17 protein-coding genes and 1 tRNA gene are annotated in these 16,375 nt (G+C 57.7%); 12 read left to right on the top strand and 6 right to left on the bottom strand.

Annotation, left to right across the window (positions count from 1 at the left end):
- Positions 1 to 67 precede the first annotated feature (67 nt).
- From D8779_RS02480 to D8779_RS02470, 3 genes are all read right to left on the bottom strand, one after another.
- A complete protein-coding gene (locus D8779_RS02480) occupies positions 68 to 460 on the bottom strand; it encodes a DNA polymerase III subunit chi (RefSeq protein ID WP_136662882.1) in 393 nt (130 codons plus the stop codon).
- 9 nt (positions 461 to 469) lie between these two features.
- A complete protein-coding gene (locus D8779_RS02475) occupies positions 470 to 886 on the bottom strand; it encodes a DNA polymerase III subunit chi (RefSeq protein WP_136662881.1) in 417 nt (138 codons plus the stop codon).
- 242 nt (positions 887 to 1,128) lie between these two features.
- Entirely contained in the window at positions 1,129 to 2,619 is a 1,491-nt protein-coding gene (locus tag D8779_RS02470; protein WP_136662880.1) for a leucyl aminopeptidase, read from the bottom strand.
- A gap of 143 nt (positions 2,620 to 2,762) precedes the next feature.
- Between D8779_RS02470 and lptF the strand changes: the two genes are divergently transcribed.
- Both lptF and lptG read left to right on the top strand, forming a co-directional pair.
- Positions 2,763 to 3,884 carry an LPS export ABC transporter permease LptF gene (lptF, locus tag D8779_RS02465; RefSeq protein ID WP_136662879.1) on the top strand — a complete coding sequence of 374 codons (1,122 nt, stop codon included), beginning with the start codon at positions 2,763 to 2,765 and terminating at the stop codon, positions 3,882 to 3,884.
- Entirely contained in the window at positions 3,877 to 4,938 is a 1,062-nt protein-coding gene (gene lptG, locus D8779_RS02460) for an LPS export ABC transporter permease LptG (RefSeq protein WP_136662878.1), read from the top strand. Before lptF ends, lptG begins: the two co-directional genes overlap by 8 nt.
- Positions 4,939 to 5,000: 62 nt before the next feature.
- Here the strand turns inward: lptG and D8779_RS02455 are convergent, their stop codons facing one another.
- Together D8779_RS02455 and D8779_RS02450 are read right to left on the bottom strand one after the other, a co-directional pair.
- Positions 5,001 to 5,495 (bottom strand): RDD family protein, encoded by a 495-nt coding sequence (locus tag D8779_RS02455; protein WP_136662877.1) that lies wholly within the window; start codon positions 5,493 to 5,495, stop codon positions 5,001 to 5,003.
- A 171-nt stretch (positions 5,496 to 5,666) separates the two neighbouring features.
- A tRNA-Leu gene (locus D8779_RS02450) sits at positions 5,667 to 5,751 on the bottom strand.
- A 112-nt stretch (positions 5,752 to 5,863) separates the two neighbouring features.
- On the opposite strand from D8779_RS02450, the gene queA reads away from it, so the two are divergent.
- The 6 genes from queA (at position 5,864) to D8779_RS02420 (ending at position 11,917) form a co-directional block, all read left to right on the top strand.
- Positions 5,864 to 6,913, top strand: a complete 1,050-nt coding sequence (queA, locus tag D8779_RS02445; protein ID WP_136662876.1) for a tRNA preQ1(34) S-adenosylmethionine ribosyltransferase-isomerase QueA — start codon at positions 5,864 to 5,866, stop codon at positions 6,911 to 6,913.
- Between the two features lie 14 nt (positions 6,914 to 6,927).
- A complete protein-coding gene (gene tgt / locus D8779_RS02440) occupies positions 6,928 to 8,043 on the top strand; it encodes a tRNA guanosine(34) transglycosylase Tgt (RefSeq protein ID WP_167492558.1) in 1,116 nt (371 codons plus the stop codon).
- A 39-nt stretch (positions 8,044 to 8,082) separates the two neighbouring features.
- Entirely contained in the window at positions 8,083 to 8,418 is a 336-nt protein-coding gene (yajC, locus tag D8779_RS02435) for a preprotein translocase subunit YajC (RefSeq protein WP_136662874.1), read from the top strand.
- A 62-nt stretch (positions 8,419 to 8,480) separates the two neighbouring features.
- Complete coding sequence (secD, locus tag D8779_RS02430; protein ID WP_136662873.1) at positions 8,481 to 10,349, top strand: protein translocase subunit SecD; 1,869 nt, start codon at positions 8,481 to 8,483, stop codon at positions 10,347 to 10,349.
- Positions 10,350 to 10,358: 9 nt separating this feature from the next.
- On the top strand, positions 10,359 to 11,264 hold the full coding sequence (gene secF, locus D8779_RS02425) for a protein translocase subunit SecF (RefSeq protein WP_136662872.1): 906 nt from the start codon (positions 10,359 to 10,361) through the stop codon (positions 11,262 to 11,264).
- 125 nt (positions 11,265 to 11,389) lie between these two features.
- Positions 11,390 to 11,917: a glycine zipper 2TM domain-containing protein gene (locus tag D8779_RS02420; RefSeq protein ID WP_136662871.1), complete on the top strand. Its 528-nt coding sequence runs from the start codon at positions 11,390 to 11,392 to the stop codon at positions 11,915 to 11,917.
- Between the two features lie 52 nt (positions 11,918 to 11,969).
- Here the strand turns inward: D8779_RS02420 and suhB are convergent, their stop codons facing one another.
- Entirely contained in the window at positions 11,970 to 12,785 is an 816-nt protein-coding gene (gene suhB, locus D8779_RS02415) for a type III secretion system regulator SuhB (RefSeq protein WP_136662870.1), read from the bottom strand.
- A 144-nt stretch (positions 12,786 to 12,929) separates the two neighbouring features.
- Between suhB and trmJ the strand changes: the two genes are divergently transcribed.
- The 4 genes from trmJ to D8779_RS02395 all read left to right on the top strand — a co-directional run bounded on the left by trmJ (position 12,930) and on the right by D8779_RS02395 (position 16,358).
- Entirely contained in the window at positions 12,930 to 13,700 is a 771-nt protein-coding gene (trmJ, locus tag D8779_RS02410; RefSeq protein ID WP_205895805.1) for a tRNA (cytosine(32)/uridine(32)-2'-O)-methyltransferase TrmJ, read from the top strand.
- Positions 13,693 to 14,472: a serine O-acetyltransferase gene (gene cysE, locus D8779_RS02405; protein ID WP_136662868.1), complete on the top strand. Its 780-nt coding sequence runs from the start codon at positions 13,693 to 13,695 to the stop codon at positions 14,470 to 14,472. The genes trmJ and cysE overlap by 8 nt, the downstream gene beginning before the upstream one ends.
- A gap of 131 nt (positions 14,473 to 14,603) precedes the next feature.
- A complete protein-coding gene (gene iscR, locus D8779_RS02400) occupies positions 14,604 to 15,095 on the top strand; it encodes a Fe-S cluster assembly transcriptional regulator IscR (RefSeq protein WP_136662867.1) in 492 nt (163 codons plus the stop codon).
- Between the two features lie 48 nt (positions 15,096 to 15,143).
- Complete coding sequence (locus D8779_RS02395) at positions 15,144 to 16,358, top strand: IscS subfamily cysteine desulfurase (RefSeq protein WP_136662866.1); 1,215 nt, start codon at positions 15,144 to 15,146, stop codon at positions 16,356 to 16,358.
- Positions 16,359 to 16,375: the final 17 nt, after the last annotated feature.

Here is a 16,375-nt window from a genome sequence, read left to right as displayed (position 1 = left end):
GGGGATGGCCCGTGTGACGTAAGGGCGAGCGCGCTGGGGGTGACTGGTGGGCGTTAAGCGCCCAGTGTCACGGTCGGCGCTGCGGTAACAGGCGAGGCAGGCGGGCTTCGAGGCGACGTTTCAGTTCGGCTTCGATCTGCGGCACGAAGTCATCGATCACATCCTGCAGGATGAGCTGGGCGGCGGCGCGCAGTTCGCTGTCTAGGCGGTTCAGCTCGCTGTCGCGGCTAATGCTTTGGTTGACTGTTTCGCGCAGCGTCGCCGCAGGCTTGGGCTGAGGGGCGGCAGCTAGCGGGCTGACTGACGGCGTGACGATTTCGGACAGCAGCGGGATGCTGTCCGGGTCGAGCGAGTCGATCAGCAGCGGCGGTTCGAGGTTTTCATCGCCCAGCAGTTGGCGGATCGACTCAAGGTCGTTCAGCAGTTGTGCGGGTTTTTCCGGCGGTTTTGAGCTGTCCATGATGCGTTACTAAAGTTCGACTCGTTTTGGATCATACCCGCGCTGGCGGTAGCTGCGGAAATTCTCCCGGCAAGCGGTCAGCAGGTCGGGTTCTTGGTTGACGATTTCGATCACCCGACTGAAGCGCTCCACTTGTGGTGAAAGGGTGTTGCCGAGGTTGATCAGCACACCTTGCGTGCTTGCCGGTTCTTCGTCCAGACCGATAACTACGGGAGCCTGGGCGTCGTCCTGATGCAGGTTGTGCGGTACGAAACTGTCCGTCTTGAAGCGCCACAGCCAGTCATCTAGCTCGTTGCATTGTTGCGCATCGTTGCCGCGTAGAAATACCGGGAGGCCCGCTCGCCAGGCTTTCATCGCCAACTGGCAGGCCGCTCGCAGGCGATCACCCGGAGTGGCAGTGGACAGTACGTAAAATTCGATACGCATAACGGGCTCGATTGAGAAACGCTCCGACCATAGGTTATGCATCAGGCTGAGCATGACTCGGGGCGCTACATCGCTTTGACGGCTTGACTCGTCAGTCGGGCGGCGGAGTTTACGCCTGTAGAAAATAACCAGCTAGTAAACTGGAGGCGTGTTTTGCATATTTTATGGTTCGAGCGGTGGGGCGCTGCGCGTTAAGCCGGGCAAGTTGGCCGGCTTAACGCGCAGTAATTCAGGCTAAATACTCAGGCGTTGCTGCGATCTAGCAGGTATTGCGTCAGCATCGGTACCGGGCGGCCGGTGGCGCCTTTGTCCTTGCCGCCGCTGATCCAGGCGGTGCCGGCGATATCCAGATGCGCCCAGTGGTAGTTCTTGGTGAAGCGCGAGAGGAAGCAGCCAGCGGTAATGGTGCCCGCTTTCGGCCCGCCGATATTGGCAATGTCGGCAAATGGACTATCAAGCTGCTCTTGGTATTCGTCATACAGCGGCAGCTGCCAGGCGCGGTCGTCAGCGCTCAGGCCGGCACCGAGAATCTGCTGCACCAGCTCATCGTTATTGCCCATCAGGCCGGAAACATTGCTGCCCAGGGCAACGATGCAGGCGCCGGTGAGGGTGGCGATGTCAATTACCGCTTGCGGCTTGAAACGCTCGGTATAGGTCAGGGCGTCACACAGCACCAGGCGGCCTTCGGCGTCGGTGTTGAGAATTTCCACGGTCTGCCCGCTCATGCTGGTGACGATATCGCCAGGACGTGTGGCGCCACCGCTCGGCATGTTTTCGGCGCAGGCCAGCACGCAAACCAAGTTGATCGGCAGCTGCATTTCGAGCACGGCTTTCAACGTGCCGAACACGCTGGCGGCGCCGCACATGTCGTACTTCATCTCATCCATGCCGCTGGCAGGCTTGATGCTGATGCCACCGGTGTCGAAGGTGATGCCTTTACCGACCAGGGCGTAAGGTTTTTCGGTTTTCTTGCCGCCTTGATAGTTGAGCACGATCATCCGTGGCGGTTGGTCGCTGCCCTGGGCGACGGCGAGGAAGGCGCCCATGCCGAGTTCCTTGAGCTTTTTCTCATCAAGGATGTCGACTTTGAGGTTCTTGTAGGTCTTGCCCAGCACCTTGGCTTCTTCGGCAAGAAAGCTGGGGTGGCACAGGTTTGGTGGCATATTGCCGAGGTCTTTAGTAAAGGCCATGCCGGCGGCAATCGCTTGGGCATGGGTGCTGGCGCGCTGGGCGTCAGCCAAACCGGCTTTGTCGCTGAGCAGAGTGATTTTCTTCAGAGCACCGGCTTCGGCTTTCTGGCTCTTGAAGCGATCAAAGCAGTAACCGGCGTCGGCCAGGCTTTCCACCATTAAGCGGGTTTTGCCGTAGGTGTCGCGGTTTTTGACTTGAAGGTCGTCGAGCGCCAATACCGCGTCGCTGCCGCCGAGGGGCTTCAGCGTGCTGTAAACGCTGGCGATGATTTTGCGCAATTGACGATCCGACAGTTCGTTATCTTTACCGGTACCGACCAGCAGCACGCGTTCGGCTTTGAGGTTGGACAGGTTGTGTATCAGTAGGGTCTGGCCTAGCTTGCCAGCCAGATCGCCGCGCTTAAGTAGAGCGCTTATGGCTCCTGCGCAGGCGGTGTCTATAGCAGTGGCGGTTTCACCGAGTGTGCGGCCTTCGCCGACAGGGATCACCAGCGTGGCGGTTTTTAGTGTTTCTGGGCGTGCGCTTTTAACAATAAAGTCCATTACGTGGTGTCCCCAAGACAACGAGTCGCTATTGCAGGATAATGCCGGCTCAAATTTCGAGGTTCGCCAGTTGAGCGAGCCGGCAAGCAGTGTGGCTAGTTTGAGCGTAGCCAGCTGAGCCTGACAACCCTGGAGTGTCTGGTTTGATCGTCTTCCGTTATCTGTCCCGTGAAGTGTTGTTGACCTTAAGTGCCGTGAGTGCGGTGTTGCTGGTCATTATTATGAGTGGTCGTTTTATTCGTTACCTGGCTCAGGCGGCGCAGGGGTTGCTTGATCCTGGGGTGCTGTTGCTGATCATGGCGTACCGAGTTCCGGGCTTCTTACAGCTGATCCTGCCGCTGGCGCTGTTTCTCGGCATCCTTCTGGCCTATGGCCGGATGTACCTGGACAGTGAAATGACGGTGCTTTCGGCCACCGGCATGAGCCAGCAGCGTTTGTTTGCCTACAGCTTGGCGCCAGCAACCTTAGTGGCATTACTGGCGGGCTGGTTAAGCCTGGGCTTGGCTCCGCAGGGGGTTGAGCATGTCGCGCGGATTCTCAACGAGCAAAGCGCCATGACCGAGCTGGATACCTTGGTGCCGGGGCGTTTTCAATCGATGAAAAATGGCTCGCGGGTCACCTACACCGAGGAGCTGTCCGAAGATCGGGGCGCTTTGTCTGAAGTGTTTATTTCCGAGACGCAGTTGTCGAGCAAGGGAGATAAAGAGCGCGGTATCTCTGTGTTGGTGGCTGAATCCGGTCGTCAGGAGATTCAAGCAGACGGCAGCCGCTACCTGATTCTGGAGAATGGTTACCGCTATGACGGCAATCCGGGGCAGGCCGATTATCGTGCGATTAAGTACGACACCTACGGCGTGCTGTTGCCTAAGCCGGAAGTGGCAGCCGAAGTCACAGAGCGCGAGGCGATACCGACGCGTGAGCTGATTGGTAATGACAAGCCGCGCATGCAGTCCGAACTGCAGTGGCGTCTGTCGATTCCCGTGCTGGTTTTTGTGGTGACTCTGCTGGCAGTGCCGCTGTCGCGGGTCAATCCACGCCAGGGCCGCTTTCTCAAGCTGCTGCCAGCCATTCTTCTGTATATGGCTTACCTGGCGCTGTTGATTGCTGCGCGTGGGGCGCTGGATAAAGAAAACATCCCAGCAGTGCTGGGGTTGTGGTGGGTGCATGGCTTGTTTGTGTTGATCGGGCTGTTGTTGCTGTATTGGGAGCCGCTGCGCTTGCGCTGGGCGGCCCGTCGTGTGGCGCAGGAGGTGGCCCGTGGTTAAGTTGGATCGTTATATCGGTACGCAGGTATTTGTCGCCATCCTGGCTGTGTTGGGCATCATTGTTGGTCTGGCCCTGCTGTTTGCGTTTGTCGATGAGCTGGGCGATGTCGAAGACAATTACAGTCTCCTTGATGCGTTCGGTTATGTGCTGCTGACGGCTCCGCGGCGTATCTATGAAATGCTACCGATGGCGGCCCTTATAGGTTGTTTGATTGGGTTGGGTTCGCTGGCCAGTAACAGTGAGCTGACCATCATGCGTGCCGCCGGGGTGTCGATTGGGCGCATTGTCTGGGCGGTGATGAAGCCCATGCTGGTGTTGATGTTGGTCGGCGTGCTGATCGGTGAGTACTTGGCGCCCTACAGCGAAAATCAGGCTCAGGCCAGTCGTGCCATGGCCCAGGGCGGTGGTGAAGCACAAAGCTCCAAGCGCGGATTGTGGCATCGCCAAGGGCAAGAGTATGTGCACATCAATGCCGTGCAGCCCGATGGCGTGTTGCTGGGCGTTACCCGCTATAACTTCGATGAGCAGAAGCGCATGCAGTCCGCCAGCTTTGCGCGCCGCGCCCAATATCAGGGTGATCACTGGCAGCTTGAAGACGTGGCGACCACGCATTTTCGCGAACGCAGCAGTGAGGTTATTGAGGCGGGCAGCGAGCGCTGGGATGTTGAGTTGACGCCACAGTTGCTCGGCACCGTGGTGCTGGCGCCGGATGCGCTGTCGATGACCGGGTTGTGGAACTACATCCATTACCTGGCAGAGCAGGGGCTGAATAACAGTCAATACTGGTTGTCGTTCTGGACCAAGGTACTGCAACCGCTGGTAACGGCAGCGCTGGTGTTGATGGCGATTTCCTTTATCTTCGGCCCACTGCGTTCCGTGACCTTGGGGCAACGTGTGTTTACTGGGGTGCTGGTGGGTTTTGTGTTCAAGATCAGCCAGGACCTGCTCGGGCCGTCTAGCTTGGTGTTTGGCTTTTCGCCGCTGCTGGCTGTGTTGATACCCGCTGGTTTCTGCGGGCTTGCGGGTGTCTGGTTGCTGCGCCGCGCGGGTTGAGCCAGGCGTAAAAAAGCCGGCGTGCACAGAGAGTGCTCGCCGGCTTTTTTGTGTCTGTCGATTTACTTCTTATGAATATTTTTCGGCAGTTGAATTACTTGGCTGCCTGAATAAATGTCATGCCAGCTGCGTTTTTCTTTGTCCCAAAGAATCCACAGAAAACCCAGGCCAAATAGCAGCCACGAGCCGATGGCGACCAAGAAGCGCAGCAGGGCTTGCCATAGGCTGAGGGCGGTGCCGTCGCTGTTCTGGATGCGTAATCCCCACACCTGCATGCCCAGCGTCTGGCCGTTATGGGTCCAGAATTTGGCAAAGAAACCGAACAGGCTGAGCAGCAGTAAGGTCGAGAGCAGGGGGTCGCCATCCAAAGCGCCGGCATCGGACATCTGCTTGAGCTGCGCTTGCCCATAGAAGCCCATCAGGATCAGCTTGTAGGCGAAGGTCACCACGATTAGCAGGGCAATGCACAGCAGAAAGTCATAGAACATGGCGGCGAGGCGGCGGATCAAGCCGGCGCTAGGGAATTCACCCTGCGGGCGCAGTCGATGCTTCGGCATGGCGGGCTCCTTACGTAGTCGGGCTGGCGGAGAGGTTAGCAGTGCGGGCCTAGTCTCGGCAGTGCTGACGACTTGGCATCAGGTCATACAGCTAGCAGAAAGTCGTTACGCCGCGACTTTACGCCGCCCATAAAAAAAGGCCTTGAGATTCAAGGCCTTTAGTCAATTGTATGGTGCCCCGGGGGAGACTCGAACTCCCACTTCTTTCGAAAACGGATTTTGAATCCGCCGCGTCTACCGGTTCCGCCACCGGGGCACAATGGCGGCGAAGTATAGGGATGGTATTCGGGTTGGTCAATCCGCTTGCGTGGTCAAAATTCACTATTTCCGGTAAGCTTTGCCGCCCTGCTAGACGACCCCTGCCTACCATGCGTGTTGCCGATTTTAATTTCGAGCTGCCAGATACCCTGATTGCCCGCCATCCGCTTGCCGAGCGCCGCGCGAGTCGCTTGCTGGTGCTCGATGGGCCGACTGGCGAGCTGGCTCATAAGCACTTCGGTGATCTGCTGGATTATCTGCGTCCCGGCGATCTGATGGTGTTCAACAACACCCGAGTGATTCCGGCACGGTTGTTTGGCCAGAAAGCCTCGGGCGGCAAATTAGAAATTCTGGTCGAGCGCGTGCTGGACAGTCATCGGGTGCTGGCCCATGTGCGGTCGAGCAAGTCGCCTAAGCCCGGCTCGAATATTCTTATCGACGGCGGTGGTGAGGCTGAAATGGTCGCGCGTCACGATGCGTTGTTCGAGCTGCGTTTTGCCGAAGAAGTGTTGCCGTTGCTGGCGCGCGTCGGTCATATGCCGCTGCCGCCTTATATCGACCGCCCTGACGAGCAGGCGGACCGCGAGCGTTACCAAACGGTGTACGCCGACCGTGCGGGCGCCGTGGCTGCGCCGACCGCAGGCCTGCATTTTGATCAGGCGCTGCTGGATTCCATTGCTGCAAAGGGCGTCGAGCGCGCCTTTGTCACGCTGCATGTGGGGGCCGGGACCTTTCAGCCGGTCCGGGTTGAGCGCATCGAAGATCACCATATGCACACTGAGTGGCTGGAGGTTGGCCAGGATGTGGTTGATGCGGTAGCCGCATGCCGTGCACGCGGTGGGCGGGTGGTCGCGGTCGGCACCACGAGCGTGCGCTCGCTGGAAAGTGCGGCGCGTGATGGCGTGCTCAAGGCCTTCAGTGGCGACACCGATATCTTTATTTTCCCAGGTCGGCCGCTGCATGTGGTCGATGCGCTGGTGACCAATTTTCATTTGCCAGAGTCGACCCTGCTGATGCTGGTGTCGGCGTTTGCTGGCTACCCGGAAACCATGGCGGCCTACCAGGCGGCGATTGCCGGTGAGTATCGTTTTTTCAGTTACGGTGATGCCATGTTCATCACCCGCAACCCCGCACCGCGCGGGCCAGAGGAACAGCTATGACGCGCACATGCCGCATGTCTTTCGAACTGTTGGCGACCGAAGGCAAGGCGCGCCGTGGTCGGCTGACCTTTCCCCGTGGTGTGGTGGAAACCCCGGCGTTTATGCCAGTGGGGACCTATGGCACGGTCAAAGGCATGATGCCGGACGATGTCGAGGCGATTGGCGCGCAGATAATTTTGGGTAACACCTTTCACTTGTGGCTGCGCCCCGGTACTGAAGTGATTAAGAAGCACGGCGACTTGCATGACTTTATGCAGTGGCAGGGGCCGATCCTTACTGACTCCGGTGGTTTCCAGGTGTTTAGCCTGGGTGCGATGCGCAAGATCAAGGAAGAGGGCGTGTACTTCGCTTCGCCTGTCGACGGTGCCAAAGTATTTATGGGGCCGGAAGAGTCGATGCAGGTGCAGCGTGATCTGGGCTCTGACATCGTGATGATCTTCGATGAGTGCACGCCGTACCCGGCTGAGTTCGATGTGGCCAAAAAGTCCATGGAGTTATCGCTGCGTTGGGCCAAGCGCTCGAAAGAGGCGCACGGTGAAAGCACGGCGGCGTTGTTTGGCATCGTCCAGGGCGGTATGCACGAAGAGCTGCGTCAGGTGTCCCTGGAGGGGCTGGAGCAGATCGGCTTTGACGGTTACGCGATTGGCGGGTTGTCAGTCGGTGAGCCGAAAGAAGAAATGATCAAGGTGCTCGACTACCTACCTGCACTGTTGCCGGCGGATAAGCCGCGCTACCTGATGGGCGTGGGCAAGCCTGAGGACTTGGTCGAAGGCGTGCGCCGTGGCGTGGATATGTTCGATTGCGTGATGCCGACCCGCAATGCGCGCAATGGCCACCTGTTTATCGATACCGGTGTGTTGAAAATCCGCAATGCCTTCCACAAGCAGGACAATTCGCCGCTGGATCCGACCTGCGACTGTTACACCTGCAAACATTTCTCCCGCGCCTACCTGCATCACCTGGATAAGTGTGGCGAAATGCTCGGTAGCATGCTCAATACAATCCATAACTTACGGCATTATCAGGTGCTTATGGCTGGTTTGCGTGAGGCTATTCAACAGGGTACATTGGCCGCCTTTGTCGATGCCTTCTATGCCAAACGCGGGCTGCCAACGCCGCCTCTGGATTGATTCAAAACCCTTTAAAAACCCTTACAACAGGAGTGTTACATGAGCTTTTTTATCCCCGCTGCCTTCGCTGAAGGTGCCGCACCGGCTGTCGGTCCTGCTGGTAGTGGTTTTGAATGGGTGTTTCTGGTTGGCTTTCTGGTCATCTTCTACCTGATGATCTGGCGTCCACAGGCCAAGCGTGCGAAAGAGCACAAAGGTCTGATCGGCGGCTTGCAGAAAGGTGATGAGGTGGTAACCAGCGGCGGTATCGCTGGCAAGGTGTCGAAGGTTTCCGATGACTTCGTGGTAATCGAAGTGTCTGACACTGTCGAGCTGAAGATTCAGAAAGTAGCTATTGCTGCTTCGCTGCCTAAGGGCACGCTGAAAGCGATCTAAGCCACACACCTTTACCATTCGACGGGGCGCTTAATGCGCCCCGCGTCATAACGGGCGGCGTCATGCTCAACAAATTTCCCCTCTGGAAGTACCTGCTGATTCTGGCTGTGCTAGCAATCGGTTTTCTCTATTCCGCGCCCAATCTGTACCCGGATGATCCGGCGATCCAGATCAGTGGCAACAGCTCCGCCATGCGCGTTGAGCAGGCTGACCTAGATCGCGCCAGTCGCGCACTGGAGGCGGCCGGGATCAGTGTTAAAGCCACCAGTGTGGCCAACCAGGGCCGTGCTGGCTTGCTCCGCTTGAACAGCGCTGAAGACCAGCTGCCTGCCAAAGACCTGGTGCGCAAGGCCTTGAGCGATGAGTTTGTAGTGGCGCTGAACCTGGCGCAGACCACGCCTGATTGGCTGCGTAACTTGGGCGGTAGCCCAATGAAGCTCGGTCTGGACCTGTCCGGTGGTGTGCACTTCCTGATGGAAGTGGATATGGATAAAGCCCTGGATGCACGCCGCAAGGTGTATGAGGGTGAAGTTAAGAGCCTGCTGCGTAAAGAGCGTGTGCGTTATCGCAGCCTGCCCGAGCTCAATGGCGCCATTCAGTTGGGCTTTGTTGATGAAGCGGCGCTGGAGAAGGCCCAGCAACTGATTCGCAAAGACTTCAATGATTTTGATATGACCACTGTGGAGCGTAGTGAGCTTCAGGTGCTGCGCTTGACGTTGACGCAGGCCAAGTTGGTCGAAATTCGCGAATACTCGATCAAACAGAACCTGACCACGGTGCGTAACCGAGTCAATGAGCTGGGTGTGGCCGAGCCGCTGGTGCAGCGTCAGGGTGCCAACCGCATCGTGGTTGAGTTGCCGGGCGTGCAGGACACGGCCGAAGCCAAACGTATTCTCGGTAAAACCGCCAACCTGGAGTTCCGTCTGGCTGCGGAGCCGGATGCGGCTAAGGCAGCGACTGAGAGCTTCGGCTTTCGCCAGGAAGGTCGTCCGCCAGCGCAGCTTGAGCGTGACCTGATCATCACCGGCGATCAGGTGACTGACGCTCAGGCCAGCTTCGACGAAAACGGCAGTCCACAGGTCAATATCCGTTTGGATGGCCGTGGTGGTGACCTGATGAACCGCGCGACCCGCAACAATGTCGGGCGCAGCATGGCGGTGATCTTTATCGAGCAGAAGCCGGTCACCCGCTATGTGCGTCAGGTGGTTGATGGCGTCGAGAAGGAAGTTGAGCTGCAGACCTTCATCGAAGAGAAGAAGATCATCAGCCTGGCCACCATTCAGTCGCCGCTGGGTAGTCAGTTCCGCATCACCGGCCTGGATGGTCAGGGTGAGTCGTCCGAGCTGGCTCTGCTGCTGCGTGCGGGTGGTTTGGCTGCGCCGATGTACTTCGCGGAAGAGCGCACCATTGGCCCGAGCCTGGGTGCTGACAACATTGCCAAGGGCGTGAATGCGTCGTTGTGGGCGATGCTGTTTGTGTCGTTGTTTATCATTGCCATCTACCGCGCTTTTGGCGTGCTGGCAACCGTCGCGCTGGGCCTGAACATGGTGCTGTTGCTGGCGCTGATGTCGCTGCTCAGTGCCACCCTGACTCTGCCAGGCATTGCCGGTATTGTCTTGACCATGGGTATGGCGGTGGATGCCAACGTGCTGATCTTCTCGCGTATTCGTGAAGAGATTGCCAATGGCATGTCGATTCAGCGCGCCATTCATGAGGGCTTTGATCGGGCGTACTCGGCGATTGTCGATGCCAACCTGACCACTCTGTTGGTTGGCGGCATTCTGTTTGCGATGGGTACTGGGCCGGTTAAAGGCTTCGCGGTGACGCTGTCGCTGGGCATCATCACATCGATGTTTACCGCCATTCTGGTGACGCGTTGCATGGTCAACCTGACGTGCGGCGGGCGTGACTTCAAGAAGTTGTGGATTTAAGGGGCTGTGATGAATCGTACGATCAACTTCATGGGGGTGCGCAATATTGCGTTCGCCTTCACCGTGCTGCTGACCCTGTTGTCACTCGGCAGTCTCTTCACTAAGGGGCTGAATCTCGGCTTGGACTTTACCGGTGGCACGCAAATCGAGCTGAGCTACGAGCAGCCGGCTGACCTTGGCAATATCCGCTCGCAGCTTGCAGGTGCGGGTTATGCCGATGCAGTGGTGCAGAGCTTTGGTGCGACTACTGATGTAGTGGTGCGCATGCAAGGCAATGACCCGGATTTGGGTAATAAAGTGGCCGCCGCACTGCGTCAGGCCGGTGAGCAGCTTGAGGTGAAAAAGGTCGAGTTCGTCGGCCCGCAGGTGGGTGAAGAGCTTCGCGATCAGGGTGGGCTTGGCCTGCTGTTGGCGCTGGGTGGGGTGATGCTCTATCTGGCCTTTCGCTTCCAGTGGAAGTTCGGCGTGGGGGCGATTATCTCGCTGATCCACGACGTGATTGTCACCTTGGGCATTTTGTCGTTCTTCCAGATCACCTTCGATCTGACCGTGATGGCGGCGTTGCTGGCGATCATCGGTTACTCGCTAAACGACACCATCGTGGTATTCGATCGGGTGCGTGAGAACTTCCGCGTACTGCGCAAGGCGACGTTGATCGACAACATCAACATCTCCACCACGCAAACCCTGTTGCGCACCATGGCGACCTCCATCTCCACCTTGTTGGCTATCGGTGCTCTTCTGGTATTTGCCGGTGACAACCTGTTTGCCTTCTCGGTGGCGCTGTTTGTAGGCGTGAGTGCGGGTACTTACTCGTCGATCTATATCGCTAACGTGGTGCTGGTCTGGCTCGATCTGACCGTCGATGATCTGATTCCGCCGGTGGTGGAAGAAGAGGTTGATGAGCGCCCCTGAAACTGTGGTATTCGTCGCAATTAATTGAATAAGCCGGGTAGGTGTTGAACTTGCCCGGTTTTTTTATGCTCCAAGGCAGGGAGTAAAGCGCGTTGAGCGCTAAGCAGCAGTTCTAGGAGGTCTGTATGAATAAGTCTTTGTTGGTAGGCGCAGTGTTAGGTGCGGTAGGCGTGACGGCGGGTGGAGCAGTTGCCACTTACAATGTTGTCACTGCGCCAAAATATGCTGAAGTGCTAGCCGTGAAGCCGGTTAACCAAACCATTAAGACCCCGCGTGAAGTGTGCAAGGATGTGGCGGTCACCCGTCAGGCGCCGGTCAAGGATCAGCATAAAATTGCCGGTACGGCGATTGGTGCAGTGGTTGGCGGCTTGCTGGGTAATCAGGTTGGCGGTGGTAACGGCAAGAAGTTAGCAACCGTGGCTGGTGCCGTGGGTGGCGGTTATGCTGGCAACCAGGTGCAGGGCAATATGCAGGCTAATGACACGGTGACTACCACCGAAACGCGCTGCAATACGGTGACCGACACCAGTGAGAAGCTGGTGGGTTATGACGTTAAGTACGAGTTGGACGGTAAGGTCAGTCAGGTACGTATGGCCAATGATCCGGGGCAGCGGATCCCGGTGCGTGATGGTCAGCTGGTGTTGGCTGAGTAAATATTGAGCCAATAAAAAAGCGCCCTAGGGCGCTTTTTTATTGGCTCAACTGTTAGCGCTTCAGTGAGGCTGACAGGTGGGGCTGAATAGCGGTCAGGACCGCTTTGAAGCACTTGGTGTTGCCTGCCACGATCTGGCCCTTTTCAAGGAATTCGTGGCTGCCACTGAAGTCGCTGACCAAGCCACCTGCTTCTTGAATCAGCAGTGCGCCTGCGGCCATGTCCCACTCGGACAGGCCAAACTCCCAGAATGCATCAAAGCGGCCCGTGGCAACGTAGGCCAAGTCCAGGCTTGCTGTCCCGCCTTGGCGGAGGCCGGCAGCCTGGCCCACCAAGCTGCGGAACATGCCGATGTAGTTCTCGAAGTTGTCCATTTGGCTGTCGCGGAGCGGGAACCCGGTGCCGAGCAGTGCGCCTTCCAGGCTCTTGCGATTACCCACGCGTAGGCGGCGGCCATTGAGGGCGGCGCCGCGACCACGGCTGGCGGTAAATTCTTCTTGGCGAACCGGGTCAATGATTACCGCGTGCTCAAGGCGGCCGCGATATTTGCAGGCGATGCTCACGGCGTAATGCGGAATCCCGCGGATAAAGTTAGCGCTGCCATCCAGTGCGTCGATGACCCACACATAGTCAGCGCCGTCACCGCTGCCTTCGCTCAGGCCGCTTTCTTTGCCGAAGACGCCGTGATTTGGGTACGCCTTGCGCAAGCCCTGGATGATCAGCTGCTCGGCGGAGCGATCAAGCTCGGTCACATATTCCTTGGCTTCTTTCTCGTCGACCGAGATGACGTCCAAGCGTTCGGTCGAGCGGAAGATCATTTCGCCGGCGCTACGGGCTGCGCGCAGCGCGATATTCAGCATGGGCTGCATGGATGTTCACCTGGGTCGTTAAAGAAAGCCGGCCATTCTAGCAGAAAACCCAGGCGGTTGAAGCGTAACCTGCGCCTTGCGTGGCGTAAGCTGGGTGGCTTCTGTAAGATTTGCTCCTCTGAGCCTTGTCTGTGAGTGTTTGCGTTGCTGGAAAATATTCGCGTTGTTTTAGTCGGTACCAGTCATCCTGGCAATATAGGGGGGGCGGCACGGGCTATGAAAAACATGGGGTTGGCGCAGCTGGTGCTGGTCGATCCGCAGGATTTTCCAAGCGCCGATGCGGATGCCAGGGCGTCTGGGGCCAGCGATATTCTGCAAGCGGCGCAGGTGGTTGGTACGCTTGAGGAGGCGTTGATCGGTTGCCGTCTTGTATTGGGTACCAGCGCGCGCGATCGCCATATCCCTTGGCCGATGCTCGAGCCACGCGAGTGTGGTGTCGCGGCGTGTGAGCAGGCACAGCAAGGCGCGCAGGTTGCTTTGGTGTTTGGTCGTGAGTATGCCGGCCTGACCAATGATGAACTGCAACGTTGCCATTTCCATGTGCATATTCCCTCTGATCCGGCGTTCAGCTCATTGAATTTGGCAGCAGCTGTCCAAGTGCTGGCTTATGAAGTGCGTATGGCGTGGTTGGCGGCGCAAGAGCAGCCGGCTAAACCGGTGCCGGTTGTGGAGCAGGATGAAGAGCCAGTGACAGCGGACGAGCTGGAGTCGTTTTATCGTCATCTTGAGCAGGCCTTGGTTGAGATCAGATTTCTTGATCCGGACAAGCCGCGGCATTTGATGAGTCGCTTGCGTCGTTTGTACGGGCGCAGCGCAGTGAACAATCTGGAAATGAATATCTTGCGCGGTATCTTGACGGAAACCATCAAGGCGGCGCGTGGCGAGCACCTTAGGCAGGAGAAAGCAGATGTTTGAGCGCATGCGAGAGGATATCCAAAGCGTATTTCATCGCGACCCCGCGGCGCGCAATACCCTCGAAGTGGTCACGTGCTACCCAGGTCTGCATGCGGTCTGGCTACACCGGCTTGCGCATGCGTTGTGGGGTGCCGGCTGGAAGTGGCTGGCGCGCGTAGTGTCTAATTTTGGTCGTTGGATGACGGGCATTGAGATTCATCCGGGCGCCAAAGTAGGGCGTCGATTCTTTATCGATCACGGCATGGGCATTGTGATTGGTGAAACAGCAGAGATTGGTAATGACGTCACGCTGTACCAGGGGGTAACGCTGGGGGGCACCAGCTGGAACAAGGGTAAGCGCCATCCAACCCTTGAGGATGGTGTGGTCGTGGGTGCTGGGGCTAAGGTTCTGGGGCCTTTCACGGTGGGCGCGGGTGCAAAAATTGGCTCGAACGCCGTGGTCACTAAGGCGGTCCCTGCGGGTGCGACGGCTGTTGGTATTCCGGGGCGGATTATTGCCAAGCCTGATGGGGAGCAGGAGGCCAAGCGTCAGGCGATTGCCGAAAAAATTGGCTTCGATGCCTATGGCGTCGGGCAAGACATGCCAGATCCGGTGGCGCGAGCCATTGGTCAGCTGCTCGATCACCTGCAAGCCGTGGATGCTCGTCTTGAAGGTATGTGTGGCGCTTTGAAGTCGCTGGGCAGCGACTACTGCGCCAAAGATTTGCCACAGCTGCGCGATGAGGATTTTGTGGGTGTCTGTAAAGAGCAGAGTGACAAGCCGGCTGCCTAAAGGCGGCTAGTTTGCTATGCTTCGCGCCCTCCGTTTTGGCTAATCCCGACTAAAGCGCTAGGTCTTATAGTTGACTTAAATGCTCGGGAATTGCATACTCGCGGCATATTGCGACTACGCGGTAATCCCTTATGCGACTCACCACTAAAGGCCGTTACGCCGTCACTGCCATGCTGGATTTGGCGCTGCACGCTCAGCGTGGCCCGGTGTCTCTGGCTGATATTTCCGAGCGTCAGGGTATTTCCCTGTCCTATCTGGAGCAGCTGTTTGCCAAGTTACGGCGCGGCAATCTGGTTTCCAGTGTGCGTGGGCCTGGCGGTGGTTATCAGTTGTCGCGTGACATGCAAGGCATCCAAGTGGCTGAGGTGATCGATGCGGTCAACGAGTCAGTCGATGCAACGCGCTGCCAAGGGCAGGGCGATTGCCATGCGGGCGATACTTGTCTGACCCACCATCTGTGGTGTGACCTTAGCCAGCAGATACACGAATTCCTTAGTGGCATCAGTCTTGCTGACTTGGTGACCCGCCGTGAAGTGCAGGAAGTTGCCCAGCGCCAGGATCAGCGTCGTTGCAATGGCAGGACGCCGTTCTTAGATAAAATCGAAACGTCCGCCGTCGATTGAGCGCAAGGCGCTGGCTAGCTGGTCTGATACCTGATTAGGAGAGAATTGATGAAGTTGCCGATTTACCTCGATTATTCCGCCACCACGCCGGTAGATCCGCGTGTTGCGCAAAAAATGAGCGAATGCCTGTTGGTTGACGGCAATTTCGGCAACCCGGCCTCGCGCTCCCATGTATTTGGCTGGAAGGCTGAAGAGGCGGTGGAGAATAGTCGCCGTCAGGTGGCTGAGCTGGTTAATGCCGATCCGCGTGAAATCGTCTGGACCTCTGGCGCTACCGAATCGAACAACCTCGCCATCAAAGGCATTGCCGACTTTTACAAAAGTAAAGGCAAGCATCTGATTACATCGAAGATCGAGCACAAAGCGGTACTCGATACCATGCGTCAGCTTGAGCGCGAAGGCTTTGAGGTGACGTATATTGAGCCCGGTGAAGACGGCTTGATTACGCCGGCCATGATTGAGGCGGTGCTGCGTGAAGACACTATCTTGGTGTCAGTCATGCACGTGAACAACGAAATCGGCACCATCAACGATATCGCTGCCATTGGCGAGCTGACCCGTTCGCGCGGCGTGTTTCTGCATGTTGATGCGGCGCAGTCGACTGGCAAGGTTGCGATTGATCTCGATGCGCTGAAAGTTGACCTGATGTCCTTCTCGGCGCACAAAACTTACGGCCCTAAGGGCGTCGGCGCGCTGTTTGTACGCCGCAAGCCGCGTGTGCGTCTGGAAGCCCAGACCCACGGTGGCGGCCACGAGCGTGGTATGCGTTCCGGTACCCTGGCCACTCACCAGTGCGTTGGCATGGGTGAGGCGTTCCGTATTGCCAAAGAAGAGATGGCCCAGGAAAACCAGCGCATTCTAGCGTTGCGTGATCGCTTCTTTAAGCAGGTTGATGGCTTGGAAGAGCTGTACATCAACGGCAGCATGGTTGCCCGTGTGCCGCACAACCTCAACCTGAGCTTCAACTATGTCGAAGGCGAGTCGCTGATTATGGCGCTCAAAGACTTGGCCGTTTCGTCCGGCTCGGCCTGTACCTCGGCGTCGCTGGAGCCGTCCTACGTGTTGCGTGCCCTGGGCCGCAATGACGAGCTGGCGCATAGCTCCATTCGCTTTACCTTCGGCCGCTTCACCACTGATGAAGAAGTCGATTACGCCGCGCAGAAGGTTTGCGAGGCGGTTACCAAGCTGCGCGAATTGTCGCCGCTTTGGGATATGTACAAAGACGGTGTCGACATCTCCAAGATTGAGTGGGCGGCGCACTAAGTAGTCGCCGAGCAAGA

The organism is Pseudomonas leptonychotis (assembly GCF_004920405.1).
Classification (GTDB): domain Bacteria; phylum Pseudomonadota; class Gammaproteobacteria; order Pseudomonadales; family Pseudomonadaceae; genus Aquipseudomonas; species Aquipseudomonas leptonychotis.
This window is presented reverse-complemented; position numbering and strand designations above follow the sequence as displayed.